Origin of the sequence: Hydrogenophaga borbori, assembly GCF_003417535.1 — a bacterium.
Lineage (GTDB): Bacteria > Pseudomonadota > Gammaproteobacteria > Burkholderiales > Burkholderiaceae_C > Hydrogenophaga > Hydrogenophaga borbori.
Genome location: NZ_QVLS01000006.1, coordinates 62,908 through 87,217, shown reverse-complemented (window position 1 = coordinate 87,217; position 24,310 = coordinate 62,908). Strand labels below are relative to the sequence as shown.

Here is a 24,310-nt window from a genome sequence, read left to right as displayed (position 1 = left end):
GAGGATGAGGGGGATCGGGTCTATGGGCATTCCGGACACAGGGCCGGAACGCCCTCAACGATCACGTCAACGGGCCGGCCCACTCAGACAGTGCTTGCGGCACAGTCTGTGCCGGGGACCACCCGAGGGTTGTGAGCGTATGTTCGATGTCGACTTGCAAACTGCCTGTCAGTCGGTCGATGGCGGCTTGGCGGCCGGTGGCGCGCCCAACGGCTTGCAGCCACCACGGCGGGACATCGATCAACCAGGGGGAACGGTGCAGGGCCGCGGCCAGCAACTCGACCAACTCGCGCGTGGACAAGTCGTGGTGGTCGCTGACCAGGAACGTCTCGCCAGCGGCCTTCGGGTGGTCGATACAGGTGCTTACCAAACTCACCAGATTGCGCAAGGACACCAGGCTGCGCCGGTTGTCGGCGAGGCGTCCGAACGGCAGCGGCAGGCCGCGTCCAACCCATCGTCCCAGGGCGGCGAAGTTGGCCTTCACGCCTGGGCCATAGACCAGCGGGGGCCGGATGACCACCACCTGGAGGCCTGTCTCTGCTTCGATGTGGCGCAGGCCCTCTTCTGCTTCCTGCTTCGACCGTCCATAAGGGTCGAGCGGCGCGGGTTCGTCGTCATGGCGAAACGGCCGACCCGGGGCGGTGTACTCGCCGTTGACTTTGACGCTGCTCAGAAATACCAATCGCCGCACGCCGGCGGCGGCGGACTGGCGGGCCAGCCTGAGCGTGCCTTCGGTGTTGACTTGTCGAAAGGCACGCAGAGGGTCTGACGAGCGCTCGTGCATCACGTGGACGCGCGCGGCGGTGTGGACCACCACCTCGCGATCGCGAAGGGCTTCTTGCCAATCGGTGCGTTCATCGATGTCGCCCGACGCCAGGATGCCGGGCCCGCCACCCTGGCGGGTGGTTCCTCGCACATCGTGGCCCTGGCCGCGGAAGTGGTGCGCCAGAGCGGCGCCGATCCAGCCGTTCACGCCTGTGACGAGGAGCTTCATGTCGATCCCACCGCCTCGCGGTAGAGCGCCAAATGGCTGTCGACCACGCGGGAAACGTCGAAGGCTGCTTCGGCGAGACGCCGCCCGGCTTGGCCCATCGAAGCACAGCGTGCCGGATCGTCCAACAGGCTGCGGATGGCCTGTGCCAATGCAGGGCCATCGCGTGCTGGCACCAGCAGCCCTGTGGTGCCAGCGTCGATCGCGTCGCGACAGCCGGGCACGTCGGTGGTGACGACAGCCCTGCCGGAGGCCGCGGCTTCGATGAGCACCTTGGGCAGGCCCTCGCGATACGAGGGCAGCACCACCACATGGGCCGAAGCCAGCACGTCTGGCATGTCCTCGCGGTGGCCCCACCACTCGATCAAGCCGTTGTCGACCCATTGCGTCAGATCTTGCCGGGCAAGGCTTGTGGGGTTGCCGGGGTCGAGATCGCCCGCCAACACGAAGCGAGCGCCCCGGTGTCCACGCAACAGCCGAGCGGCCTCAACGAACTCGTGCACGCCCTTGTCGACCAGCAGTCGGGCCGCCATCAACACGACGGGTGCGCCCGCGGGCAGCGCCTGCACCGGCCAGGCCGCCACGTCCACGCCCGATCCACGGATGCGAACCACCTGCTCGTCGCGGATGCCCGCGTGGCGCTGCAGCAGCGCCTGATCGTCCCCGTTCTGGAAGATCACGCGCACGCCCGGGCGCGCCAGCGCCAGCCGGTACAGCCTGGACACCAGGGCGCTGCGAATCTTGGCCAGCGGCCCGCGCGCCGTGAAGATGAAGCCCAGGCCGGAGATCGCGGCGATGACCCGCGGCACACGCGTCACCCGCGCGGCGAGACCGCCCAACAGCACCGGTTTGATGGTCACCAGGTGCACGACATCCGGTTGCACCCGGCGAAAGATCCTGACCAAGTCGAGCCAGAGCACCCAGGCGTTTCGCAGGCCGGTGTCGCGTCGATCTATGTGCAGAGGGTGCAGGACGAACCCGTGCGACTCGATCGTTTCGGCAGGCCCACTAAGCCCTGTCGCCACGTGGACCTCAAAGCCCGCGTCGCGCGCCGCCAGCGCCACGGGCAGGCGATGCGACAGGAAAAACCAGTCGACGTTGACGACGAACAGCAGCCGAGGGCGCGTCACGGCTTCTGTGTCTCGAGCCAGGACTGGAACATCAGCACGTCCCACAGGTGGTACGCCCAGTTGCGGCTTCCATTGAGGTGCTCGTTCCACTTTTCTCGGATCGGGGCAGGATTCAGGTAACCCTCACGGCGCAGGCGGGCATCGTCCAGCAGGGATTCGGCCCAGTCGCGCAGCGGGCCCCGCAACCAGATGTCGATGGGCACGCCGAAGCCCATCTTGGGGCGGTCAATGAGCGTCTGAGGCACATGCCGGTACAGCACCTGACGCAACGCCCACTTGCCCACGCCATTGCGCTGCTTGAGCGATTGGGGCAGCCGCCAGGCGAATTCCACCACGCGGTGATCGAGCATGGGCACGCGCGACTCCAGGCTCACGGCCATGGAGGCGCGGTCCACCTTGGCAAGAATGTCATCGGGCAGGTAGGTGACCAGGTCGAGGGCCATCATTCGCTCCACGGGATCCAGCCCCCGCAGATCGGGTCGCAGGCCCGTGAGCAGCGTGGGTGGCTCCTGCCCCCCCAGGACCAAGCGCGCCGGGTCGGGCCAGTGCGAGACCAGGCCGTGGTACAGGCCATCGATCGTGGCGCTGCCCAATACGCCAGCACCCTTGTGCAGCTTGTCGCCAAAACGGTGGCCCAGGCGCCGCGACGGCAGCCAACCTGCCATGGCGCTCCAGGTATCCGGCGACAGCGCGGTGATGGAGCGTGCGGCGGTGCGCCGCAGAGGCAGCGGCAAACGCGAGAGCTTGCTCCACATGCCTGCGGTGGCGGTGTAGCGTGTGTAGCCACTGAACAGTTCATCGCCCGCATCACCCGACAGCGACACCGTCACATGGCGGCGCGCGAGCTGCGACACCAGGAAGGTCGGGATCTGCGACGAATCGGCGAAAGGCTCGTCGTACATCGTGGGCAGGCGAGGAATCACCGCCATGGCTTCCTGCGGGGTCACGTACAGCTCGGTGTGGTCCGTGCCCAGATGCGCCGCCACCGCCTTGGCGTGTTCCGCCTCGTTGTAGCCCGCTTCATGGAACCCGATGGTGAAGGTCTTGACGGGGCGGCTCGACTGCGCCTGCATGAGCGCCACGATGGTGGACGAATCGATGCCGCCCGACAGGAAGGCGCCCAGCGGGACATCGGCCACCATCTGCTGGGCCACGGCGGACTTGAGCAAGGTCTCCAGCTCGTCAACCGCCTCCTCGGGCGACAGCTCCAGGCGCTGGCGGGTGGCGCCATCGAGCGCGGCCTGGATGGCGGACCAATAGGCCGTGATGCGGGGTTCGCGCTGGCTCAGCGACACCGTCGCCAGGCAGCCCGGTGGCAGTTTCTGGATGCCCTGATGAATGGAGTGCGGACCCGGGATGTAGTTGTGGCGCAGGAACAGCGCGAGCGCATCGCGGTCGATGGGCGCGCGGAACGCGGGATGGGCGCGCAGGGCCTTCAGTTCGGAGCCGAAAAGGAAGACGGCATCGCTGCCTTGGCCCTGCCAGCCAAAGTACAAGGGCTTTTCGCCGAGCCTGTCGCGAGCCAGCGTCAGGGTGTGGCGTTCACGGTCCCACAGCGCAAGGGCAAACATGCCGATGCAGCGTTTGAGCGCGTCTTCCACGCCCCAGGCCTCAATGGCGGCGAGGAGGGTTTCGGTGTCGGAGTGGCCCCGCCAGGCGGGCGCCCGGGCCTGGCTTTCGATCTGCCGCCGCAGATCCAGGTGGTTGTAGATCTCGCCGTTGTAGACGATCACGTAGCGGCCGGAGGCCGACAACATGGGCTGGCGGCCCGCGGGGGAGAGGTCGACGATGGACAGGCGGCGGTGAACGAGACCAACGCCCTGGTCCGTGTCGCGCCAGATGTCCGCATCATCGGGGCCGCGGTGGGCGATGGCCTGGCCCATGGCATGGAGGTGGCGATCGTCCGGTCCGGGACCACCCGCTCTCAGTTCACCCGCGATTCCACACATGTCCGTTCATTCCCTTGGTTGGCCCATGCTCAATGCTTGGGGTTGCGCGAAAAGATGAACTCGTTGCAACCCAGCCCGCCCGCGCAGGTTTTCATCTTCTCGAGCGTGAAGCCATGGCGGCGGAAGCGTTCGAAGATCTCTTCTGGCTTGGCCACCTCGAATGGGTAGCCCCCCAGCCAATCTTCCCAGTCGTGCACAACGGACATGCCGCGGGCGCTCTTGTAGGCGGCATAGCTCGTGAACGGATTTCGCCGCTTCAGGATATCCGCGAGCAGGCGCCCGGCCGCGAAGTAGGGGTAGAACACCAGGCGCACGACCACCCGACCGGGCAACCCGGAACAGTAGAGCTTCTTCACCGCGGTCCAGCGGCGCGAAGTGCCCCCCTGGTCGTTGTAGATGGCGATGAACAGCTGCCCGCCCGGGGCCACCAACGGGGCCACGTTGTCCAGCGCCTGGTTCATCTGCCCCGTGTGATGCAGAACGCCCCAGCTGTAGACAATGTCATGCGTGCCTTGGGTGGACAAGAAGGCCGGGTCCAGAACGGACCCTTCCTCAACGGTCCAGTCGGGATCGTCCTTGAAATAGCGGCGGCGCAGCTCACGCGTGCAGGCAACCGAATTGGGGTCGTAGTCGAAGGATCGCACCCGCGCGCCCAGTGAACGGGCCGCCAGCGAGAACAGGCCGCTGCCCGATCCCACATCCAGGAAAGACTTGCCTTCCAGGGTTTCCACGCCCAGCATGGCTTTCAAAGACGCCCTGGCTTGCGCGATGCGCTCGTCGTCCAAGACCGTGAGGAATCGCGCCCAATTGGCGCCGAACTCGAAGCGGTCGCCTCGTTGTATTTCTTCAGCGTGACTCACTGGTTTCTCCTGGGTTCTTCGGTTCGGCACTTCCCGGCTCGAGAGTGCCGCTGTATAGCCTGCTGTAATGGTCGATGCAGGCGTCCATTGAAAAAAGCTCCTGAACACGGTCCCGGCCGGCCGCTCCCATGCGGGAGCGGGCCGCGGCATCCAAAGCCAGGTCCAACAGGGCGCGGGCCAGCGAAGCTGGGTCCTGCGCCGGCACCACAAGACCGGAATGGCCATGAATCACGGCTTCCGCGTTGCCGCCGACGTCGGTGACGACCATGGGAAGTCCGCAGGCCATGCCCTCGATGACCGCATTCGAAAATCCCTCCTGGTGCGAGCACAGCAATCCGATGTCGGCCGCGTCCAGCAAATCGGGTACGTCGTGCCTGGCGCCCAGGAAGCGCAGCTTGCTGCCGATTTCTGCCTCGTCGGCTTGTGCCTGCAGCGCAGGGCCGATGCCATCGTCGCGACCCACGCACAGACACACCCATGGCTGTGGGAGCCGATCGGCGATGCTCGCCAGGGCGCGAATCAGGTCGGCATGGCCCTTGTAAGGAATGAGGTTGGCCACCGTCACGAACACCAGCGCCGTGTCTGCGATGCCCAGCTCCCGTCGGACCTCGCCGCGGCTGCGCTGGGGCCGATACTGCTGCGTGTCGATACCGTTGTAGATCAGGCGTAGGCGCGAGGAGGGCACGCCTTCTTCGCGCAACTGCCGCACCACCGCCCGCGAATTGCCGCATACCAGGTCCATGTGGGGGTGCAGGCGGTATTCGATCCTGGTGAACAAGCGGTGCGATGCTTGGTAGTGATTGAGGCTGCGGCGGCTCATGACGCGCAGCATGCGAGGGGCCAGCAAGGCCGTTATTCCACCCACGATATACGCCGAGGGCAGGAAAAAATGCGTTGCATCGGCCCTGCGCCTCCAATACAGCCACCACAACGCGGTGGCAGACAGCGCCAAACCTGTCCATGCGACGGCCCGTTCATGCCGCAGCACCCGGCGCAGCCAGTCTGGCACGCGCATGCCATGCAACGGAACGCCACCCTCAATCAACGCCGACGTGAGGGGACCACCTGGACTCAGGACAAACACCTCTGGCTCGTATCCTCGTGCCCTGATCGCGCGAGCCACGCGCACCAAGTGCTGCTCGGCCCCACCGACTTCCAGCGAGCCAATGACATAGATGATCTTCATTGTTCAGTCGAGAGACCGACGAAAGACGAACTGGTTGCAGCCAAGGCCACCGCCGCAGGTCGTCATGCGCTCCATGCGAAACCCTCTGGCTGTGTAGAAGTCGAAAATTTCCTCAGGCTTGGCCACCTCGAACGGATAGCCACCCAGCCAGTCGTACCAGTCATGTACGCGGGACATGCCGCGCTCACGATAGTACTCACGGTAAATGCGCGTGGGATCGCGCAGCTTGACCAGATCGAGCAAAAGGGGCGGAAGCACAAAATAGGGAATGCAGACCGCTTTCACCAGCAGTCGTCCCAGTGGCCCGGAGCAATAAAGCTTCTTGATGCTGGTCCAGCGGCGCGAGATGTGCCCCTGGTCGTTGTAAATGGCAATGAACAGCTGACCACCGTTTCGGACCAGTCGAGTGACCAGTTCCAACGCCTTCCACATTTCGCCTGTGTGGTGCAGCACGCCCCATGAGTACACGATGTCGTGCTGGCCCAATCCATCGATGAAGTCCGCATCCAGCACAGATCCTTCCTGGATCGTCCACTGCGCATCATCCGGGAAATAGCGTGAGCGCAACTCCATTGCGCATTGCACCGATTGTGGGTCGAAGTCAAATGAGTGCACTTGAGCGCCAAGCCGCCGCGCAGCCAGCGAGAAGAGGCCGCTGCCGCTGCCGACGTCAATGAAGCGCAGTCCGGCGAGCGTGTCGCGGCCCAGCATCGACTTGAGGGATTGTTCTGCAACGGCGATGCGGGCTTCATTCAGCGTTCTAAGGAACCGTGCCCAGTTCTCTCCAAAACGGAAGCGGTTGCCGGCATCGACTTCGGCGGCGTGTTGCGTGTCTGGCATGGTTTGAGTCAGAGGCGGATCGCGGGTTGACCTTCAGGTCGTGGAGGCGTGTTGTTGCAGGCCAAGGAGCCGATGGAATTCGCCCTGTTGGGCGAGCAGCAGGTCCCAGTTGCCCGATTCGACGATCTGCCCGTCCCGCAACACATGGATGCACTTTGCCTGGCGCACCGTATGCAGACGGTGTGCGATGGACAGAATGGTCAGCTTGCCATCAAGGGACTCAATGGCCGATTGGAATTCGCGCTCCGAACCGGAATCCAGCGCGCTGGTAGCTTCATCGAGAATCAGCAGCGACGGCTGATGGTACAGCGCCCGGGCGATGGCCAGGCGCTGCCGCTGGCCACCGGACAGGCGGGCGCCCCGTTCGGCGATTGGTTCGTGGATGCCTTGGGCGAAGCCCTCGACAAATTCCCAGGCGTTGGCGAGCTTGAGGCAGTCCACCACGCGCGCTTCATCCACCACGTCCTCACCGAATGCCACATTGCGGGCGACGGTGTCATTGAGCAGCATCGCATCCTGCATGACGATGCCGATGCGCCGGCGCCACGAGGGACGGTCGCAGAGGGACAGGTCAACACCATCGATCACCACCCGCCCCCGGGATGGGGAGAGCAAGCCTGTGATCAGGTCCACCAGCGTGGACTTTCCACTGCCCGATGCACCGATCAGCGCGATATGGGCCCCGCGGGGGATGTCGATGTCGATGTCGCGCACGGCCGGTGGCGCGCCAGGGTAGGCGAACGTGACGCCCTGGAGCTGCAGCCCCCGGTTCAGGCTCACCTCCTGGCCTTGGGCCAGGGGCGGATCCGCATGGGCCAGAGCGAGCGTCAGCCGAGACTCGTAGGTCTGCAGCCAGGACACCACGCTCAAGGCCTGCAGGAGGCTGCCCTGCAGCGTCATCAACCGTGGCGCCATGCGATAGAAGATGGCCAGCGCGACCAGTGCTTCGATAGCGCTGCCCCTGAAGGCGAACAACTGCGCGGCCAGAAAGAGGGCGATGAAGGCAGCCCCCAAGCCCTCGATCATCGCGCGCGATCGGGGGGGTTGAATGTTGGCGTCGTAGTAGGCCTGGGCGAAGCGATCGAAGACGTCGCGAGCGCGCGCGCGCGCCACGTCTTCGAATCCGGTGGATCGAAAGTACTTGAGGTTGCCGAAGATGGCCGCCGAAGCATCTCCAATCTCGCTCGACAAGCGCGACAGGCTGCTGGCCGACTCGCGGGTGCGGCTGGAGGCGATGCGGTGGATTCCGAAGGAAATGGCCGCAAAGGCTGCGGCCATGCTGGCGACCGGCAGTGAGACGAACATGGCAACGGCGAAGTAGCACAGCGCCGCCAGGCCCGCGGCCAGCCCACCAATCACTTGCTGCACACCGGCGCCAATCTGCAGACCCTCGACCACGAGCGCTTTGGCGATGTCTCCTTGGTTGAGGTGCATGAACTGAGTCCACGACATGTTCAACAGCGCATCCGTCATGTCGCGGCGGGCCTTCTTTTCGATGTCTGTCTTGATGTGCAAGGTCAGCGCGTCGGTGGCATAACGAACCCAGGCGGACAGCGCCGCGAGAACAACAAATGCCGTGAGCGCCAGTGCCACGAAACCCTCGGTGCCGGGCAAGGGCAGCCCATCGGGCAACCAGGGTGCGCGCGCGCCTGGTGAGCGTTGCGCATCGGCGGAGAGGACGGGCAGCAGGGCCGCCAGTGCCACACCTTCCAGCAAGGCCGCGACGCCGCCCAGGCCGATGGCGGCCGACACCCGGTGGCGCCAAGGCCGCATGAACGGCCAATAGGTCCGCAGTACGTTCACAGGGTCTCCGCAAAACCGCGGCATGTCGCCGCATGCATGGACAGGATGCGGCGTGCTGCCGCGGCGGGCGAATGCCACTCTTCCACGTACCGCCGGGATTGTTCGCCCAAGCTGCTTATCTGCTGGCGTGCGCCCGCCAGCCGTTGCAGATGGCGGCACACGTCGTCGGAGGTTTCGGCGTGCAACACCGGCGCGTCTTCACGCAGCAGGCCTTCTCCTCGGGCGTCGGGTCGTGTATTGGCGATGACTGGCCGTCCAGCGGCCATGGCGTCCAACCCTCCCATGCCCACATAGCTGGTTGAAAGCTGCTCGGTCACCACATCGGCCATGGCGTACTGTTCGAATACCTCGGCCTGAGACATCTCCGCGAGCCAGATGACGTTCTTTGCAATGCCCAGGCGTTCAACTTCGCGCTCGGTGGCTTCGATGTCGATGCCCTTGCGGACCAGCACCAATTGCGCGTCGGCGCTCGTGCGTTGCAGGAAGGCAGCAAAGCCGGACAGCAAGACGTCGGTCCCTTTCATGTCCAGTTCAGACATGTGCGCGGGCTTCGGCTGCCGCCAATTGAGCCGTGCCACATTGAACACACGCAGGGTCGACGGAGGGCGCTGTACGGCCGAGAGTGGCTGGGGCACGATGTGGTCGACATCCGACAGCATGAAGGACGTCCGCTGCCGCGAGCCGACTCCCAGACCGTCCAGCAAGCGATCGGCTTCAGGGACGACGCCGCGCACGAAATAGCTGACACCGAACGAGCGACGGATCGCGCGTCGCTGGCGGCGCACGGTCCGTGCATGCAGCAGGCACGCCAGCACGCGTCGGAGCAGCCCCAGCGAGTGGAGGTTCTTCCATAGCAGCCCGACCGACGACCAGTTGGCCAGCTGCGTCAAGTCCGAGCCCGTGAGCATGGCAAAGGAGGGTGTGCCTCGTCCGCCCGCCAAGGCCAGGCCAAACCCATTGAGAACGAGCAGGTCGTACTGCTTCAGCCGTTGCGGGCGAAGCTCCTCCGAGTGGTTCAGCGTCCAGCCATCGGCGGTGACCTCTTGGCTGATATCCCGGACCCACGGCGCCGTGACCAGATCGAAGCCTTCGTAGCGCCCATGAGGGCGGTGCAACTGTTCCGTTCGGTCCAGCAGCACCGTGACGTCATGGCCCATGCCACGCATGGCCGAGGCCACGAGAAAAGGATAGTTGTTCGTATTGCCGACGAAACAGATGGTCAGTCGGCGCTGCGTGTGGTCCTGTCGCTGACTGGCTGTGTCAGCCACGGCGCCGAGCAACGAACAGCTTGCGGGTCATCTGCTGGCAAAGCTCATAGCGGCCGCTGCCGATGACCTTGTCCTCGATCGCGCGGTTGACGCCATCGTAGTGCGAGAACGCGTCGTCAAAACAAATCCAGCCACCAGGCAGCAGCGCCCGCTCCACTTGGGCGATGTCGCGGCAGACGGCGTCATAGCTGTGGTCGCCATCAATGAACGCGAGCCGCGCTTTCAAGCCAGGCAGGCTCGATATCACGGCAGCATCGCCACGGTGGGCCGTGACGAGGTCGCTCAGGCCGTGCTTCTGCATCGACTCGGTGAACACGTCGTACACGGAGTTGTACTTGGCGTAGATCGGTGCGATGTCGCGCTCGAAGGGCTCTTTCCAGACGGTCTGCTCCTGGTAGCCGCCGATTTCACCGACTTGCGGGAGCTTCACCTTGAACGAGTAGCTCCCGTCGGCGTTTTCAGACCAATCCTCTTTCGCCGGAAACAGATCGATCGCGACCACGCGCGTGCCAGGCGTGGCGCGCGCGGCGAGGGCCAGGATGGCCGCCGAGCGGCCGCACCAACTGCCGATTTCGACGATGTCGCCCCCGATGGAGGCGGACGCGACGGACAAGGAATACAGCGCGAAAAGCTGGTCGACGGGGGTCCAGCCGGGAATGGTGTTGGCCACTGCCTCGATCTGTTGGATCAGGGACTTCTTGGGGTCGATGACGGTGCTCATGTTCGGACGAGGTTGGGCGTTCAGGGATTGCGGCGTGGCAGGCGCCACATGGACTGGTAAAGGACGCGGTCGCGCGGTTGGTGGGCGACAAAAGCGGTGCGGGCGTGCAGCAGGCGTTGATCGTTGAACGCCAGGCTGTCGCCCGTCTCGCATCGCACGGAGTAGGTGGATGACGAGCCTTCCTGTTGCTTGAGAAAGGCGAAGAAGCGCTCGCACATGTCATTCACATGGGGATCGGTCTTCACGGTACGGTAATAGTTCCAATACACGCGACCGCCATCCTCCAGCGTGATGATGGGTGTGAGGTTCTGGAAGTCATCGCCGCCTTTGCGGATGGTCACGGGGATGGTCGTGAGATCGTCAAACAGGGAGGCATCCAGCGCCTGAAGGTCGTTGATCAGGCGCGAGACGGGGTAGATGAGTTGCTCGCCGCCCGACACGGCCTGCTTCTCCATCACGAAGAAGTTGATCTCGGCCGGGTCCGCGAACCAGGCATTGTCGTTATGAAAAGGCTGAGGCGTCGTGCTGTAGGCGTAACTGTTGGCCTTGTCAGGCTGGTTGGAAATTTCCCACCAGGGCTCCAACACAAGATTTTCATCGTAAGAATACTGCCGTGCATCGAGCGTTAGATGGCATTGCTCCTGAAGCAGTTGCGACCAGTCGCTGCGTGCAAGTTGCTGTCGCTTGCCGGTTCGAATTACCAGGGCATTGTCACTGTGCTCGAGCGCAAGAATCGCCGCTGCCACTTCGGACAGCTCGGCTTGATCTAGATGGATTTCGGTATGCATACTCATGGCCTCCGTTCAGGAGTCGGGTAGTCGATCGAATAGTCCTTCAGCATGTCTGCGACCTGCTCCGGGGCATTCCACATCAGCACGTCAATGATGGAGAGCCCGGGGACAAAGGCCGAAACACTTTGCCGATACTGGGGGAAGCGGGGCTGAATGAACCCTAGAACGATTCCCTTGGTTTCGAAATGGGCCGGATCGTAGAGCTCTCGCCCCCCAGCTGCATTGACATAGATCGAAGCTTGTCTATGTTCGCACAATCGGATCACGCGCTGTTCACCGCCCACCCTTGGATCGGGGTCGATGTCCGAACTGGCCACGAATCGTCGCTGGACTCCAACATAGTCCAATGTGGCCATAACGGACAGACTGTTGATCGTTGCCACGGAACGGTCAGGGCTCGCCAGCACCCGGGATACCAAGGCTTGGACTTCGTCGAAGAAGGGTGCCCTGCGGTAAGCGTGTCGCAGGAGGTCCATGAACTTCCGCGGTGTATCGAGGTAGCGATGATCCCGGATCGATCGGAACGAGCTGATGTCATGCACGGGCAGGGCAAACCGGTGCGCCTGTCCGTCAGCCAGGATGTTGTTCCGATTGATGTAGCCGCCCTTGATGAAATTCACGTCGTCGAGAAAGACAAACTCATCAGCGGCACACGCGAGCTGAAAATACCCAAGGTATGGAAAGCAGTACGGTTGCATTACCGCCAGCTTCTTCACCGGAGCAAACCTTTCTGGCGGATGAGATCGGCGACGCGGTCGACTTCCGATGGTTGCAGAGTTGGATAGAGAGGCAAGCAAATGACCTGTCTCGCCAGGCGATTGGCGACCGGCAAGTTGTCCGAATTTGCCGACGGCAGGCCGCGGTACATCGGGAAGTCGGTGATCAGGGGGTAGAAATAGCGACGAGCATGGATGCCCGCGGCCTTGAGTTGCGCATACAACTCGTCGCGCTCCAGTGGGTATTCCTTCTCCACCAATATAGGGAAATAGGCGTGGTTCGGTTTGGCCGCCTTGGCGGTATCGACGATCCGAATGCCGCTTACATCGGCGAGCCGCTCGCAGTATCTTTGGCTAAGTGCAGCGCGCTGCAGCAACGCTTCGTTCAGGTGCCGCAACTGCAGCAAACCAAATGCCGCGTTGACTTCGGACATCTTGCCGTTGATGCCGGGCGCCGCCACGGTGAGTTCGTCGACGTAGCCGAAGTTCTTCAGTCGGTCGATGTGCTGTTTGGTCTTCAGGTCGGGGCTCACGATCGCCCCACCCTCAAAGGTGTTGAACACCTTGGTCGCATGGAAGCTCAATACCGACAGGTCACCATGTTGCAGCACGCTGTGGCCCTCGCGGCTTTGCACGCCGAAAGCGTGTGCGGCGTCATAGATCACCTTGAGATTGAAGTGCTCAGCGATGCGCTCGATGGCGTCAACGTCGCAGGGGCGGCCGTAGCAATGCACCGGCAGGATGGCCGTGGTGCGGGGGGTGATCGCCGCTTCAATGCGCGCGGGGTCGATATTCATCGATTCGGGGTCGATGTCCACGAATACAGGCGTCAATCCGTTCCAGGCCAAGGCATGCGAAGTGGCGACGAACGAGTAGGGCGTGGTAATCACTTCGCCGCTGACACGCAGGGCCTGCAGCGCCGTCACCAGCCCGATGGTGGCGTTGGTGAACAGCGAAATGTGTTTGACGCCCAGGTACTCGCACAGCGCCGCCTCGAGCTGCTGATGGAACGGGCCGCCGTTGGTGAGGATTTGGTTGGACCAGATCTGCTCAAGGTACGGGATGAACTCTTCCAGCGGCGGCAGGTGGGGGCGCGTGACGTAAATGGGCTTGTCGTTCATGAGGCGTCCTTGCGGTACCACGGCAGGGCGACCTCCAGCCCTTGCGCCAGGGTGTGGCTGGGCACATAGCCCAGCAGCGCGCCAGCCTTGTCCACATTGGCCAGGCTGTGGCGCACATCGCCAGCGCGGAAGTCGCGATGGGTCGCTTGCGCTTCGGCCAGATCGGGCCTGTGCTTGGCCAGTCCGTCGCGAATGAGCCGGAACAGGTCATTGAGCGTTGTGCGTTCGCCCACCGCCACGTTGTAGACCTGATTCAGCGCTTCTGCGTTGTCCGTGGTCGCCGCGAGCAGGTTGGCCTGCACCGCATTGGCGATGAAACAGAAGTCACGGCTGGTTTCGCCGTCGCCGTTGATGAAAACCGGCTCCCCCTTCAGCAGCGAGGCCGTCCACTTGGGGATCACCGCGGCATAGGCCCCGTTGGGATCCTGGCGCGGACCGAACACATTGAAGTACCGCAGGCCAATGGTCTGGAAGCCGTAGTTGCGCGCGAAGACGTCGGCGTACAGCTCATTGACGTACTTGGTGACGGCGTAGGGGCTCAGCGGCTTGCCGATCTTGTCCTCGACCTTGGGCAGGCCGGGATGATCGCCGTAGGTGCTGCTGCTGGCCGCATAGGTGAAGCTTTTGACATTCGCGTCGCGCGCAGCCACGAGCATGTTCAGGAAGCCCGTCACGTTGGCCGCATTCGTCGCCATCGGGTCGGCGATGCTGCGCGGCACACTGCCCAGCGCGGCCTGGTGCAGCACATGATCGACGCCCTGGGTGTCGTCCCAGCGCATGGCCCGGCGGCAATCGTCGAGCTCGCGGATGTCGCCTTCAACAAGTCGGAAGCGCGCCCACTGCTCAGGTGGCACGAGGGACTGAACCTCGGCCAGGTTGTGCCGATGACCGGTGGCGAAGTTGTCCAGGCCGACGACGCGCTGGTCGAGTTTGAGCAGGGTTTCGAGCAGGTTGCTGCCGATGAAGCCCGCGACACCCGTGATCAACCAGGTGCGCGGTTCGCGCGGCAGGCGTTGCAAAAGATCTTGATAGGCGTTCATGGCATGGCCCCGTTCACAGTCGACCGTCCGCCGCACCCAGCGGCAGAATGCCCTTCACGTCGTACAGCACGGCGCCCGGCTCGCCCAGGGCCTTGATGCCGCTCTCGCCGAGCGAGACAAACTCCCGGTGGCCCACCGCCAGCACGACGGCCGCGTACCGCCCCTGCAACGGGGATTCGCGCAGGCAGTCCAGTCCATACTCGTGCCGCGCTTCCTCGACGTCGATCCAAGGGTCGTAGACATCGACCTCCGTGTTGTAGCCACGCAGCGCCTTCACGATGTCGACCACCTTGGTGTTGCGCACGTCGGGGCAGTTTTCCTTGAAGGTCAGGCCCAGCACCAGCACACGGCTCCCCAGCACCGGCTTGCCCTTGCGCAGCATCAGCTTCACCGTTTCGTCGGCCACGTGCGAGGCCATGCTGTCGTTGATGCGGCGGCCCGCGAGAATGACTTCGGGGTGGTAGCCCACTTCCTGGGCCTTGTGCGTGAGGTAGTACGGGTCCACGCCGATGCAGTGGCCGCCGACCAGGCCAGGGCGAAAAGGCAGGAAGTTCCATTTGGTGCCCGCGGCCTGCAGCACTTCCAGCGTGTCGATGCCCAGCCGATGAAAGATCAGGCTCAGTTCGTTCATGAGGGCAATATTGAGGTCGCGCTGCGTGTTCTCGATCACTTTCGCGGCTTCGGCCACCTTGATGCTGCTGGCCTTGTGCGTGCCGGCGGTCACGATCTCCCGGTACAGCGCGTCCACGGCCTCCGCCACCTCGGGGGTGCTGCCACTGGTGACCTTCTTGATCGTGGGCAGGCGATGCTCCTTGTCGCCCGGATTGATGCGTTCGGGGCTGTAGCCGCAGAAGAAGTCCCGGTTGAACCGAAGTCCGCTCACGCGCTCCAGCACGGGCACACAGACTTCTTCGGTGGCACCGGGGTAGACGGTGGATTCATAGATCACCACATCGCCGGCCTTCAACGCCTTGCCCACGGTTTCGCTGGCTTTCACCAGCGGCGTCATGTCGGGCCGGTTGGCGCCGTCCACTGGCGTCGGTACCGTGACGATGAAAATCTGCGCCTGGCGCAGGTCGGCCATGTCGGCGCTGTAACGCAGCTGGTGGGCCTCGGCCAGTTCGGCCGGGCTGCATTCCAGGGTGTGGTCGTTGCCGCCTTGCAGCTCGAGGATCCGCGCGGGCTGGATGTCGAATCCGATGACGGGGCGGCGCTTGCCGAACTCCACCGCCAGGGGCAGGCCCACATAGCCGAGGCCGATGATCGCAAGGGTCTTGTTGTCGAAGTTCATGGGATGGCGAAAGGTCAACGGGGGGGCAGGCCTGGCGCGGCCTGGTCCTTGGCCGACAGAGTGGGGGGGCCGTTCAGCGGCCAGTCAATGCCAAGGGAGGCGTCATCCCACCGGATGCTGCGCTCCGCCTCGGGCGTGTAGTAGTCGCTTGTCTTGTAGAGGAAGTCCGCGCTCTCGCTGGTCACGAGAAAGCCGTGTGCGAGCCCCGGTGGTATCCACAGCTGCCGGTGATTGTCCTCGCTGAGCTCGAGTCCCAGCCACTGGCCATAGGTGGGCGATTCCCGCCGGATATCCACCGCCACATCGAATACGCTGCCGCGCACCACGCGCACCAGCTTGCCTTGCGCATGCGGGGCCACCTGGTAGTGCAGGCCGCGCAGCACGCCCTGGGCCGAGCGCGAATGGTTGTCCTGAACGAAGCGCACGTCCAGGCCCGTGGCCTCGTTGAAAGCCTCCTGGTTGAAGCTCTCCAGAAAAAAGCCGCGCGAATCTCCGAACACCCGGGGCTCCAGAATGAGCACGCCGGGGATGGCGGTGGGGGTGACCTTGAGCGTGTCGCTCATGCCGATGGCCTCCCGATCAATCGATCCTCCAGCAACCGCATCAGGTACTGCCCATAGCCGTTCTTGCTCAACGGTTCTGCCAGCCGCCGCACCTGCGCCGCGTCGATCCACCCGTGGCGCCAGGCAATTTCTTCCGGGCAGGCGATCTTCAATCCCTGCCGGTGCTCCAGCGTCGCGATGAACTGCCCCGCGTCGAGCAGGCTGTCGTGCGTGCCGGTGTCCAGCCAGGCGTAGCCGCGCTGCAGGATCCGCACGTTGAGTTGGCCGCGCTCCAGGTAGGCCTGGTTCACGGCGGTGATCTCCAGTTCGCCGCGCGCGCTGGGTTTGACCGTACGCGCGATGTCGACCACCTGGGCGTCGTAGAAGTACAGCCCGGTGACGGCGTAGCTGCTCTTGGGTGTGGCGGGCTTCTCTTCAATGCTCAGCGCCTTGCCTTGTTCGTCGAAGGCCACCACGCCGTAGCGCTCGGGGTCGGTCACGTGGTACGCGAACACGGTGGCGCCGCTGGCCTGGGCGTCCGCGCCGCGCAGCAGGTTCGCCAGGTCGTGTCCGTAGTAGATGTTGTCGCCCAGCACCAGCGCGCTCGGGCCGTCGCCCACGAAGTCGGCACCGATGATGAAAGCCTGCGCCAGGCCGTCCGGGCTGGGTTGCACCGCGTACTGCAGGCGCATGCCCCAGGCGCTGCCATCGCCCAGCAGCTGCTGGAAGCGCGGCGTGTCCTGCGGCGTGCTGATGATCAGCACCTCGCGGATGCCGGCGAGCATGAGCGTGCTCAGCGGGTAATAGACCATGGGCTTGTCGTACACCGGCAGCAGCTGCTTGCTGATGGCCAGCGTGGCCGGGTGCAGGCGCGTGCCCGAGCCGCCGGCGAGGATGATGCCCTTGCGTCGCGTGTGGTTCATGCCGTCCCCAGGTACTCCACGAGCATACGCCGCACGCCAGCCTCCCAGGCGGGCAGGCTCAGCCCGAAGGCCTCGCGCAGGCGGCGCGTGTCCAGGCGCGAGTTGAGCGGGCGTTGGGCGGGCGTCGGGTAGTCGGCGGTGGCGATGGCCTCGATGTCGCGGACCTTCCAGGGCAGCTCGGGCCGCAGCGCGCGGCCTTGTTCGATGGCGTAGCGCGCCAGCTCGTGCCAGCTCGTCTCGCCGGCCGCGGCCACGTGGTAGGTGCCAGCCAGCGCGGGCTTCGCGGCCAGCGAGCGCAGGGCATGCGCGCTCACGTCGGCCAGCAGTTCGGCGCCGGTGGGTGCGCCCACCTGGTCGGCCACCACGCGCAGGTGCTCGCGCTCCTGCGCCAGCCGCAGCATGGTGCGCGGGAAGTTGGCGCCGCGCGCCGCGTAGACCCAGCTGGTGCGCAGGATCAGGTGGCGTGCGCCGCTGGCGCGCACGGCGTCTTCGCCGGCGAGCTTGGTGCGACCGTAGACGCTCAGCGGCGCGGTGGCGGCGCCCTCGTCGCGCGGCGCGTCGCCGCTGCCGTCGAAGACATAGTCGGTGGAGTAGTGCAGCAGCAAGGCGCCGCGCGCGGCGGCGGCGCGCGCCAGGGCGGCGGGGGCTTCGGCGTTGATGGTGTGCGCCAGCGCGGGCTCGGCCTCGGCCTTGTCCACCGCCGTGTGGGCGGCCGCGTTCACGATCGCGTCGGGCGCCACGCGCTCGATCAGGGCGCCCAGGCTGTCGGGCCGGGCCAGGTCCACCGCGCCCGCGTCGCTCGGGTCGCGGTCGAAGGCGAACACCTCGCCCAGCGGGGCGAGGCTGCGGCGCAGCTCCCAGCCCACCTGGCCATTGGCGCCCAGCAGCAGGATCCTCACGCGGCCCCCTGGTACTGCGCCTGCACCCAGTCGCGGTAGGCGCCGCTCTGCACCTCGGCCACCCATTCGGGGTGGTCCAGGAACCAGCGCACGGTCTTGCGGATGCCGCTGTCGAAGGTTTCGGCCGGGCGCCAGCCCAGGTCGGATTCGATCTTGCGCGCGTCGATGGCGTAGCGCCGGTCGTGGCCGGGGCGGTCTTTCACGTGGGTGATCTGCGTGGCGTAGGACTGCCCGTCCGCGCGCGGACGCAGCTGGTCGAGCAGGGCGCAGATGGTCTTCACGATGGCGATGTTGGTCTGCTCGTTCCAGCCGCCCACGTTGTAGGTCTCACCCACGCGGCCGGCCTCGAGCACGCGGCGGATGGCGCTGCAGTGGTCGCCGACGTAGAGCCAGTCGCGCACCTGCAGGCCGTCGCCGTACACAGGCAGCGGCTTGCCCGCCAGGGCATTGACGATCATCAGCGGGATCAGCTTCTCGGGGAAATGGAACGGGCCGTAGTTGTTGCTGCAGTTGGTGGTGAGCACCGGCAGGCCGTGCGTGTGGTGCCAGGCGCGCACCAGGTGGTCGCTGGCGGCCTTGCTGGCGCTGTAGGGGCTGTTGGGTTCGTAGGGGTGGCGCTCGGTGAAGGCGGGGGCGTCGGGCGCCAGGCTGCCGTAGACCTCGTCGGTGCTCACGTGCAGGAAGCGGAAGGCCGCGCGCTCGGCCTCGGGCCGCGCGAGCCAGTGCGCGCGCACGGCCTCGAGCAGCCGGAAGGTGCCCACCACGTTGGTCTGGACGAAGTCCTCGGCGCCGTGGATGGAGCGGTCCACGTGGCTTTCGGCCGCGAAGTTGATGACCGCGCGCGGCCGGTGCTCGGCCAGCAGGCGCGCCACCAGGGCCGCATCGCCGATGTCGCCGCGCACGAATACGTGGCGCGCATCGCCATCGAGGCTGGCGAGGTTGCGCCGGTTGCCAGCGTAGGTGAGCTTGTCGAGGTTGAGCACCGGCTCGTCGCGGTGTGCGAGCCAGTCCAGGACGAAGTTGCTGCCGATGAAGCCGGCGCCGCCGGTGACCAGGATCATTCGAATCGCCTCCCTGTGCGGTGCCGGGTCATCACCGCCCGCCCTGCCGCGTGTTCAGTGGCCGTGCGCCACGTGCTCGCCCGCGGCGAGCTTGTAGACCGTGCCGCAGTAGGGACACATGGCTTCGCCGGTGGTGGCCACGTCCAGGTAGACCTTGGGGTGGCTGTTCCACAGCTTCATGTCGGCCAGCGGGCTGGGGCAGAACACCCCGCCGTGCGCGTTGAGGTCCTTGGCCTTGAGTTCGATCACCGCCTTGCTCATGCTGTGCTCCGCTCAGACCTTGGTCAGCCAGTGGGCGTACTTGGGGTTGCGGCCGTTCACGATGTCGAAGAAGGCGCTCTGGATCTTCTCGGTGATGGGGCCGCGCGAGCCGCTGCCCAGCTCGATGCGGTCGAGTTCGCGGATCGGCGTGACCTCGGCGGCGGTGCCGGTGAAGAAGGCCTCGTCGGCGATGTAGACCTCGTCGCGCGTGATGCGCTTCTGGACGATCTCCAGCCCCAGGTCCTTGGCGATGTGGAACACCGTGTTGCGCGTGATGCCGTTGAGCGCGCCGGCGGAGAGGTCGGGCGTGTAGATCACGCCGCCCTTGACGACGAAGATGTTCTCGCCCGCGCCTTCGCTCACGAAGCCGGAGGAATCGAGCAGCAGGGCTTCGTCGTAGCCTTCGTCGGTGGCCTCGGTGTTGGCCAGGATGCTGTTGGTGTAGTTGCTCACCGCCTTGGCCTGCGTCATGGTGATGTTGACGTGGTGGCGGGTGTAGCTGCTGGTCTTGACCCGGATGCCGCGCTTCATGCCCTCGTCGCCCAGGTAGGCGCCCCAGGCCCAGGCGGCCACGCTCAGGTGGATGGTGTTGCCCTTGGGGCTCACGCCGAGCTTCTTGTCGCCGATCCAGGTGAGCGGGCGGATGTAACCGCTCTTGAGGCCGTTGGCGCGGATCACGTCCTTCTGCGCCTCGTTCACCTGCTCCACGGTGAAGGGGATCTTCATGCGCAGGATCTTGGCGCTGTTGAACAGGCGCTCGGTGTGTTCCTGCAGGCGGAAGATGGCCGTGCCGTTGACCGTGTCGTAGGCCCGCACGCCCTCGAAGGCCCCGCAGCCGTAGTGCAGGGTATGGGTGAGCACGTGGATCTTGGCGTCGCGCCAGTCCACCAGCTGGCCATCCATCCAGATCTTGCCGTCGCGGTCGGACATCGAGGGAACGGGTGCGCTCATGGGTTTCCTTGAGGTATGGGGGGTATTCGGGTCAACCGGCGATTTTACGGCGCCGCCTGGGGCGCTGGGCCGGCGGGGGCGTCCGCCTCGGGGCGCTTGAGGCCCCAGTCCTGCAGCTTGCCGTGGGCGAAGCGGGCCTGCACGGAGGCGCCGCCCGGGTCCGTCCAGCGGTAGACCTCGGGCTGCTCGCCTTCGGGGGAGGCCAGCTCACCCAGGGCCCGCGCCAGGCCGATCACGCCGATCAGGGGCATGCCCGCGTGCAGGCGCGAGTTCAGCATCACGGCGCTGTCCACGTGGCCGATCGGGCGCTGGGCGGCGCGGCGCATCACCGCCATGAGGCGCGTGAAGTGCAGCAGCAGCCACAGGACCAGGCCGCCGCCGACGGCCGCCACGCCGGCCCAGCCGAACTGCCAGTGGCCCCAGAACAGGAGGGCGGCGCCGATCAGGGCCATCGCGATGCGTCGAAGGTTCATGTCGTTTCAATGTCCGTTGCAGGGCGCGCGATCCGCCGCGCGCGCGTCATTCCATCCGGCGCACCAGATCCAGCGCCTCTTCGATGCGCTCGACCCCATGCACGGTGAGGCCGTCGAAGGCCTTGTCGTTTTTCTTGGGCAGGTTGGCCTTGGGCACCACCGCCACGGAAAAGCCCAGTTTGGCCGCCTCTTTCAGGCGCTCCTGCCCGCGCGGCGCGGGCCGCACCTCGCCGGCCAGGCCCACCTCGCCGAAGGCCAGGAAGCCCTTGGGCAGCGGCTTGCCGCGCAGGCTGCTGGTGATGGCCAGCATCACGCCCAGGTCGGCCGCGGGCTCGCTGATGCGCACGCCCCCCACGGCGTTGACGAACACGTCCTGGTCCAGGCAGGCCACGCCCGCGTGGCGGTGCAGCACGGCCAGCAGCATGGCCAGGCGGTCGCGCTCCAGGCCCACGCTCAGGCGGCGCGGGCTGGGGCCGCCGCTGTCCACCAGGGCCTGCAGTTCCACCAGCAGCGGCCGCGTGCCCTCCAGCGTGACCATCACGCAGCTGCCCGGCACCGGCTGGGCGTGCTGCGAGAGAAAGATCGCGCTCGGGTTGCTCACACCCTTGAGGCCCTTCTCGGTCATGGCGAACACGCCGATCTCGTTGACCGCGCCGAAGCGGTTCTTGATGGCGCGGATCAGCCGGAAGCTGCTGTGCGTATCGCCCTCGAAATAGAGCACGGTGTCCACCATGTGCTCCAGCACGCGCGGGCCGGCCAGCGCGCCTTCCTTGGTGACATGGCCCACCAGCACGATGGCCGTGCCCGAGGCCTTGGCCGCGCGGGTGAGGTGGGCCGCGCATTCGCGCACCTGCGCCACCGAGCCCGGCGCGCTGGTGAGCTGGTCGGAGTAGACGGTCTGGATCGAGTCGATCACCGCGATGGCGGGCTTCTCGGCGTCCAGCGTGGCCAGGATTTTTTCCAGCTGGATCTCGGCCAGCACCTGCACCTGCGAGCCCTCGATGCCCAGGCGGCGCGCGCGCAGCGCCACCTGGGCGCCGCTCTCCTCGCCCGTCACGTAGAGCGTGGGCAGGCCGGCGCGCTGCAGGCTGTCCAGGGCCTGCAGCAGCAGGGTGGACTTGCCGATGCCGGGATCGCCGCCGATCAGCACCACGCCGCCCTCGACGATGCCCCCGCCCAGCACGCGGTCCAGCTCCTCGTGGCCGGTGGGCGTGCGTTGCACGTCCCGGGCCTCGATGCGCGACAGCGGCATCACCTCGCTGGTCTTGGCCAGCGCCGCGAAGCGGTTCTTCGGCGGCGCGCCGCCGCCCTCGGCCACGCCTTCCACCAGCGTGTTCCAGGCGCCGCAATTCGGGCATTTGCCCAGCCAGCGCGGGCTGGTGCCGCCGCACTCGCCGCAGGTGTAGATCGTCTTGTCCTTGGCCATGAGGCCGGGACTATATCGGCCCGAAGCCCTCGACCAAGGCGCGCGTGATCTCGGCCGCGCCGGCGGCGCGGCAGCCGCTGGCGTTCTGGCCCGACCACAGCGGCGTGAAGTCGCTCTTGCCCTGCTTCTCCCAGTGCGCGCGCAGCGGGGCAATGGCCGCGGTGGCCAGCGGGAAGGCCGGCGCGGCCGGGTTCAGCGGGCCCAGCTCGCGCATCACCCGGTTGGGCACGCCGCGCGCGGGCCGGCCGGTGAACAGGGTGGTGAGCTGGGTGTGGCGCGCGGCCTCGCTCTGCAGCACGGCGCGGTGCAGGGCGCTGGTGGTGGCCTCGGGGCTGCACAGGTAGGCCGTGCCCACCTGCACCCCATCCGCGCCCAGGGCCATGGCCGCGCGCACGCCGGCCGCGTCGGCGATGCCGCCGGCCGCGATCACCGGCACGCGCACGGCGGCCTTCACCTGCGGCAGCAGCGCGAAGGTGCCGCTCTGGCGCGTGAGATCGTGGCTGAGGAAGTGGCCCCGGTGCCCGCCGGCTTCCAGGCCTTGGGCGATCACCGCGTCCGCGCCGTGGGCTTCCAGCCAGACCGCCTCGTCCACCGTGGTGGCCGAGCTCAGCACCACCGAACCCCAGGCCTTCACGCGCGCCAGCAGCTCGGGCGCGGGCAGGCCGAAGTGAAAGCTCAGCACGCGCGGCCGCAAGGGCTCCAGCGCGTCGGCGGCCGCCGCGCTGAAGGGCAGCCGCCCCGGGCCGGCCGGGAGGCTCGCCGGGTCCAGGCCGATTTCGTCGAAGTAGGGCGCCAGCGCCGCGCGCCAGGCCGCCTCGCGCGCGGCGTCGGGCTCGGGCGGCGTGTGGCAGAAGAAGTTGACGTTGTAGGGGCGGCCGCTGGCGACCAGCAGATCCAGCTCCCGACGCATGGCCTCGGGTGCCAGCATGGCGCAGGGCAGGGAGCCCAGGGCACCGGCCTCGCCCGCCGCCAGCGCCAGGGCCGCGCCCTGCGCGCCCGCCATCGGCGCCTGGATCAGGGGCCAGCGCGTGCCCAGCAGCTCGGTGAGTCGGTTCATGGCGCGAGTGTAGGCAGGCGGCAATGTCCCCAGGGCCCGCGCGCCGTCCGTGGCTCAGGCCCCGCCGCCCTCCAGCAGCTCGGCAAACGCCCGCGCGGCGGGCGAGAGCGAGCGGTCGCTCTTGAACACCACGGCGGTGTCGCGCTCCACCAGCGGGCGCACCAGGCGCCGCGCCACCAGCTCGGGGTGTCGCGCGGGCGCGAACACGCTGCCCGGCACCACCGCCACGCCCAGGCCGGCGGCGGCCAGGGCCACCGCGGTGGTGAGCAGGGAGACCTCGTGCGCGATCCGCAGGTCCGCCCCGGCCTCGCGCGCGGCCGCGTCGATGCGCCGGCGCACGCCGTAGCCCGGCCGCACCGTGATCACCGGCCAGGCCGCCAGCTGCTTCCAGGTGAGCGGCCGGTCCGCCGCAAAGCGCGGGCCGGCGGGCGCGATCGCGGCCAGGTGGTCGCGCAGCACCACGCGCTGAGACAGGCCGGGCGTGGGCCCTTCGAGCGTGCCCAGGCCCAGGTCCACGTGGCCCGCGAGCACGCGCTCGGCGAATTCGCCGGGCGCGCAGTCGTCGATCTGCAGCTCGATGCCGGGGTAGCGGTCCAGGTAGCGGCGCACGGCCGATGGCAGCAGGGTCTGCGCCACCGTGGACGTGGCCGCGATGCGCAGGCGCCCGCGCTCGCCGCGCGCCAGCGCCGCCATGCCGCCGCTCAGGGCCTGCATCTCGGCCAGCGCGCGCCGCGCGTAGCCGATGGCCTCGGCCGCGGCTTCGGTGCGGCGCAGGCTGCGCGTGCTGCGGTCGAACAGGCGCACACCCAGGCGCGCCTCCAGCTCGCGCAGCAGCACGGTCACGGCCGGCTGCGTCAGCGACAGGGCCTCGGCCGCGGCCGAGAGCTGGCCGCTGTCGTACACCGCCACGAAGGCGCGCAACTGGCGCACCGAGGGCAGGCTGCCGAGGTGTGCGGGTTTTTTATGAATCGCCATCGAAGTTTCATTTTTCACGCGGCGCGCGAAGGCCT

General features: G+C 66.5%; 24 protein-coding genes. All 24 read right to left on the bottom strand.

Annotation, left to right across the window (positions count from 1 at the left end):
• Window positions 1–61: 61 nt before the first annotated feature.
• The 24 genes from DY262_RS10985 to DY262_RS10865 are packed head-to-tail and all read right to left on the bottom strand — an operon-like array spanning window position 62 to window position 24,275.
• A complete protein-coding gene (locus DY262_RS10985; protein ID WP_116958918.1) occupies window positions 62–994 on the bottom strand; it encodes a UDP-glucose 4-epimerase family protein in 933 nt (310 codons plus the stop codon).
• Entirely contained in the window at window positions 991–2,121 is a 1,131-nt protein-coding gene (locus tag DY262_RS10980; RefSeq protein WP_116958917.1) for a glycosyltransferase family 4 protein, read from the bottom strand. Before DY262_RS10980 ends, DY262_RS10985 begins: the two co-directional genes overlap by 4 nt.
• Window positions 2,118–4,070 carry an asparagine synthase (glutamine-hydrolyzing) gene (gene asnB, locus DY262_RS10975; RefSeq protein WP_116958916.1) on the bottom strand — a complete coding sequence of 651 codons (1,953 nt, stop codon included), beginning with the start codon at window positions 4,068–4,070 and terminating at the stop codon, window positions 2,118–2,120. The genes DY262_RS10980 and asnB overlap by 4 nt, the downstream gene beginning before the upstream one ends.
• Window positions 4,071–4,099: 29 nt before the next feature.
• Entirely contained in the window at window positions 4,100–4,930 is an 831-nt protein-coding gene (locus DY262_RS10970) for a class I SAM-dependent methyltransferase (protein WP_181936486.1), read from the bottom strand.
• Window positions 4,917–6,116: a glycosyltransferase gene (locus DY262_RS21610; RefSeq protein ID WP_147326213.1), complete on the bottom strand. Its 1,200-nt coding sequence runs from the start codon at window positions 6,114–6,116 to the stop codon at window positions 4,917–4,919. The genes DY262_RS10970 and DY262_RS21610 overlap by 14 nt, the downstream gene beginning before the upstream one ends.
• A gap of 3 nt (window positions 6,117–6,119) precedes the next feature.
• Window positions 6,120–6,956, bottom strand: a complete 837-nt coding sequence (locus DY262_RS10955; protein ID WP_116958913.1) for a class I SAM-dependent methyltransferase — start codon at window positions 6,954–6,956, stop codon at window positions 6,120–6,122.
• Between the two features lie 33 nt (window positions 6,957–6,989).
• Window positions 6,990–8,759: an ABC transporter ATP-binding protein gene (locus DY262_RS10950; protein ID WP_181936474.1), complete on the bottom strand. Its 1,770-nt coding sequence runs from the start codon at window positions 8,757–8,759 to the stop codon at window positions 6,990–6,992.
• Window positions 8,756–10,027, bottom strand: coding sequence for a glycosyltransferase family 4 protein (locus tag DY262_RS10945; protein WP_147326211.1), 1,272 nt, complete (start codon window positions 10,025–10,027; stop codon window positions 8,756–8,758). The genes DY262_RS10950 and DY262_RS10945 overlap by 4 nt, the downstream gene beginning before the upstream one ends.
• A complete protein-coding gene (locus DY262_RS10940) occupies window positions 10,020–10,748 on the bottom strand; it encodes a class I SAM-dependent methyltransferase (protein WP_181936473.1) in 729 nt (242 codons plus the stop codon). The genes DY262_RS10945 and DY262_RS10940 overlap by 8 nt, the downstream gene beginning before the upstream one ends.
• Before the next feature lie 20 nt (window positions 10,749–10,768).
• Window positions 10,769–11,536 carry a TauD/TfdA family dioxygenase gene (locus tag DY262_RS10935; RefSeq protein ID WP_181936472.1) on the bottom strand — a complete coding sequence of 256 codons (768 nt, stop codon included), beginning with the start codon at window positions 11,534–11,536 and terminating at the stop codon, window positions 10,769–10,771.
• 2 nt (window positions 11,537–11,538) lie between these two features.
• Entirely contained in the window at window positions 11,539–12,255 is a 717-nt protein-coding gene (locus DY262_RS10930; protein WP_147326210.1) for a WbqC family protein, read from the bottom strand.
• Complete coding sequence (locus tag DY262_RS10925; RefSeq protein WP_116958907.1) at window positions 12,252–13,376, bottom strand: DegT/DnrJ/EryC1/StrS family aminotransferase; 1,125 nt, start codon at window positions 13,374–13,376, stop codon at window positions 12,252–12,254. The genes DY262_RS10930 and DY262_RS10925 overlap by 4 nt, the downstream gene beginning before the upstream one ends.
• Window positions 13,373–14,416, bottom strand: coding sequence for an NAD-dependent epimerase/dehydratase family protein (locus DY262_RS10920; RefSeq protein ID WP_116958906.1), 1,044 nt, complete (start codon window positions 14,414–14,416; stop codon window positions 13,373–13,375). Before DY262_RS10920 ends, DY262_RS10925 begins: the two co-directional genes overlap by 4 nt.
• A 13-nt stretch (window positions 14,417–14,429) precedes the next feature.
• The gene (tviB, locus tag DY262_RS10915) at window positions 14,430–15,707 is read right to left on the bottom strand and encodes a Vi polysaccharide biosynthesis UDP-N-acetylglucosamine C-6 dehydrogenase TviB (RefSeq protein WP_116958905.1); all 1,278 of its coding nucleotides are present in this window, start codon (window positions 15,705–15,707) and stop codon (window positions 14,430–14,432) included.
• Window positions 15,708–15,721: 14 nt separating this feature from the next.
• Window positions 15,722–16,270 carry a dTDP-4-dehydrorhamnose 3,5-epimerase gene (rfbC, locus tag DY262_RS10910; protein WP_116958904.1) on the bottom strand — a complete coding sequence of 183 codons (549 nt, stop codon included), beginning with the start codon at window positions 16,268–16,270 and terminating at the stop codon, window positions 15,722–15,724.
• The gene (gene rfbA, locus DY262_RS10905) at window positions 16,267–17,172 is read right to left on the bottom strand and encodes a glucose-1-phosphate thymidylyltransferase RfbA (RefSeq protein WP_116958903.1); all 906 of its coding nucleotides are present in this window, start codon (window positions 17,170–17,172) and stop codon (window positions 16,267–16,269) included. The genes rfbC and rfbA overlap by 4 nt, the downstream gene beginning before the upstream one ends.
• On the bottom strand, window positions 17,169–18,071 hold the full coding sequence (gene rfbD, locus DY262_RS10900; protein WP_116958902.1) for a dTDP-4-dehydrorhamnose reductase: 903 nt from the start codon (window positions 18,069–18,071) through the stop codon (window positions 17,169–17,171). Before rfbD ends, rfbA begins: the two co-directional genes overlap by 4 nt.
• A complete protein-coding gene (gene rfbB / locus DY262_RS10895) occupies window positions 18,068–19,132 on the bottom strand; it encodes a dTDP-glucose 4,6-dehydratase (RefSeq protein WP_116958901.1) in 1,065 nt (354 codons plus the stop codon). Before rfbB ends, rfbD begins: the two co-directional genes overlap by 4 nt.
• Before the next feature lie 54 nt (window positions 19,133–19,186).
• A complete protein-coding gene (locus tag DY262_RS10890) occupies window positions 19,187–19,393 on the bottom strand; it encodes a zinc-finger domain-containing protein (RefSeq protein WP_070400247.1) in 207 nt (68 codons plus the stop codon).
• 12 nt (window positions 19,394–19,405) lie between these two features.
• Window positions 19,406–20,344: a branched-chain amino acid transaminase gene (locus tag DY262_RS10885; RefSeq protein ID WP_070400248.1), complete on the bottom strand. Its 939-nt coding sequence runs from the start codon at window positions 20,342–20,344 to the stop codon at window positions 19,406–19,408.
• 44 nt (window positions 20,345–20,388) lie between these two features.
• Complete coding sequence (locus DY262_RS10880; protein ID WP_116958900.1) at window positions 20,389–20,817, bottom strand: glycerate kinase; 429 nt, start codon at window positions 20,815–20,817, stop codon at window positions 20,389–20,391.
• 46 nt (window positions 20,818–20,863) lie between these two features.
• A complete protein-coding gene (radA, locus tag DY262_RS10875; RefSeq protein WP_116958899.1) occupies window positions 20,864–22,243 on the bottom strand; it encodes a DNA repair protein RadA in 1,380 nt (459 codons plus the stop codon).
• Between the two features lie 10 nt (window positions 22,244–22,253).
• Window positions 22,254–23,300: an NAD(P)H-dependent flavin oxidoreductase gene (locus tag DY262_RS10870; RefSeq protein ID WP_116958898.1), complete on the bottom strand. Its 1,047-nt coding sequence runs from the start codon at window positions 23,298–23,300 to the stop codon at window positions 22,254–22,256.
• A 54-nt stretch (window positions 23,301–23,354) separates the two neighbouring features.
• Complete coding sequence (locus DY262_RS10865) at window positions 23,355–24,275, bottom strand: LysR family transcriptional regulator (protein WP_116958897.1); 921 nt, start codon at window positions 24,273–24,275, stop codon at window positions 23,355–23,357.
• Window positions 24,276–24,310: the final 35 nt, after the last annotated feature.

Bases quoted from the DNA above. Each gene is read 5' to 3' on its own strand.
- DY262_RS10885 (WP_070400248.1), bottom strand. From the start codon at position 20,344: ATGAGCGCACCCGTTCCCTCGATGTCCGACCGCGACGGCAAGATCTGG.
- DY262_RS10890 (WP_070400247.1), bottom strand. From the start codon at position 19,393: ATGAGCAAGGCGGTGATCGAACTCAAGGCCAAGGACCTCAACGCGCAC.
- DY262_RS10870 (WP_116958898.1), bottom strand. From the start codon at position 23,300: ATGAACCGACTCACCGAGCTGCTGGGCACGCGCTGGCCCCTGATCCAG.
- rfbB (WP_116958901.1), bottom strand. From the start codon at position 19,132: ATGATCCTGGTCACCGGCGGCGCCGGCTTCATCGGCAGCAACTTCGTC.
- tviB (WP_116958905.1), bottom strand. From the start codon at position 15,707: ATGAACTTCGACAACAAGACCCTTGCGATCATCGGCCTCGGCTATGTG.
- DY262_RS10925 (WP_116958907.1), bottom strand. From the start codon at position 13,376: ATGAACGACAAGCCCATTTACGTCACGCGCCCCCACCTGCCGCCGCTG.
- DY262_RS10955 (WP_116958913.1), bottom strand. From the start codon at position 6,956: ATGCCAGACACGCAACACGCCGCCGAAGTCGATGCCGGCAACCGCTTC.
- DY262_RS10940 (WP_181936473.1), bottom strand. From the start codon at position 10,748: ATGAGCACCGTCATCGACCCCAAGAAGTCCCTGATCCAACAGATCGAG.
- DY262_RS10865 (WP_116958897.1), bottom strand. From the start codon at position 24,275: ATGGCGATTCATAAAAAACCCGCACACCTCGGCAGCCTGCCCTCGGTG.
- rfbC (WP_116958904.1), bottom strand. From the start codon at position 16,270: ATGAGCGACACGCTCAAGGTCACCCCCACCGCCATCCCCGGCGTGCTC.
- DY262_RS10985 (WP_116958918.1), bottom strand. From the start codon at position 994: ATGAAGCTCCTCGTCACAGGCGTGAACGGCTGGATCGGCGCCGCTCTG.
- radA (WP_116958899.1), bottom strand. From the start codon at position 22,243: ATGGCCAAGGACAAGACGATCTACACCTGCGGCGAGTGCGGCGGCACC.
- DY262_RS10920 (WP_116958906.1), bottom strand. From the start codon at position 14,416: ATGAACGCCTATCAAGATCTTTTGCAACGCCTGCCGCGCGAACCGCGC.
- DY262_RS10880 (WP_116958900.1), bottom strand. From the start codon at position 20,817: ATGAACCTTCGACGCATCGCGATGGCCCTGATCGGCGCCGCCCTCCTG.
- DY262_RS10935 (WP_181936472.1), bottom strand. From the start codon at position 11,536: ATGCATACCGAAATCCATCTAGATCAAGCCGAGCTGTCCGAAGTGGCA.
- asnB (WP_116958916.1), bottom strand. From the start codon at position 4,070: ATGTGTGGAATCGCGGGTGAACTGAGAGCGGGTGGTCCCGGACCGGAC.
- rfbA (WP_116958903.1), bottom strand. From the start codon at position 17,172: ATGAACCACACGCGACGCAAGGGCATCATCCTCGCCGGCGGCTCGGGC.
- DY262_RS21610 (WP_147326213.1), bottom strand. From the start codon at position 6,116: ATGAAGATCATCTATGTCATTGGCTCGCTGGAAGTCGGTGGGGCCGAG.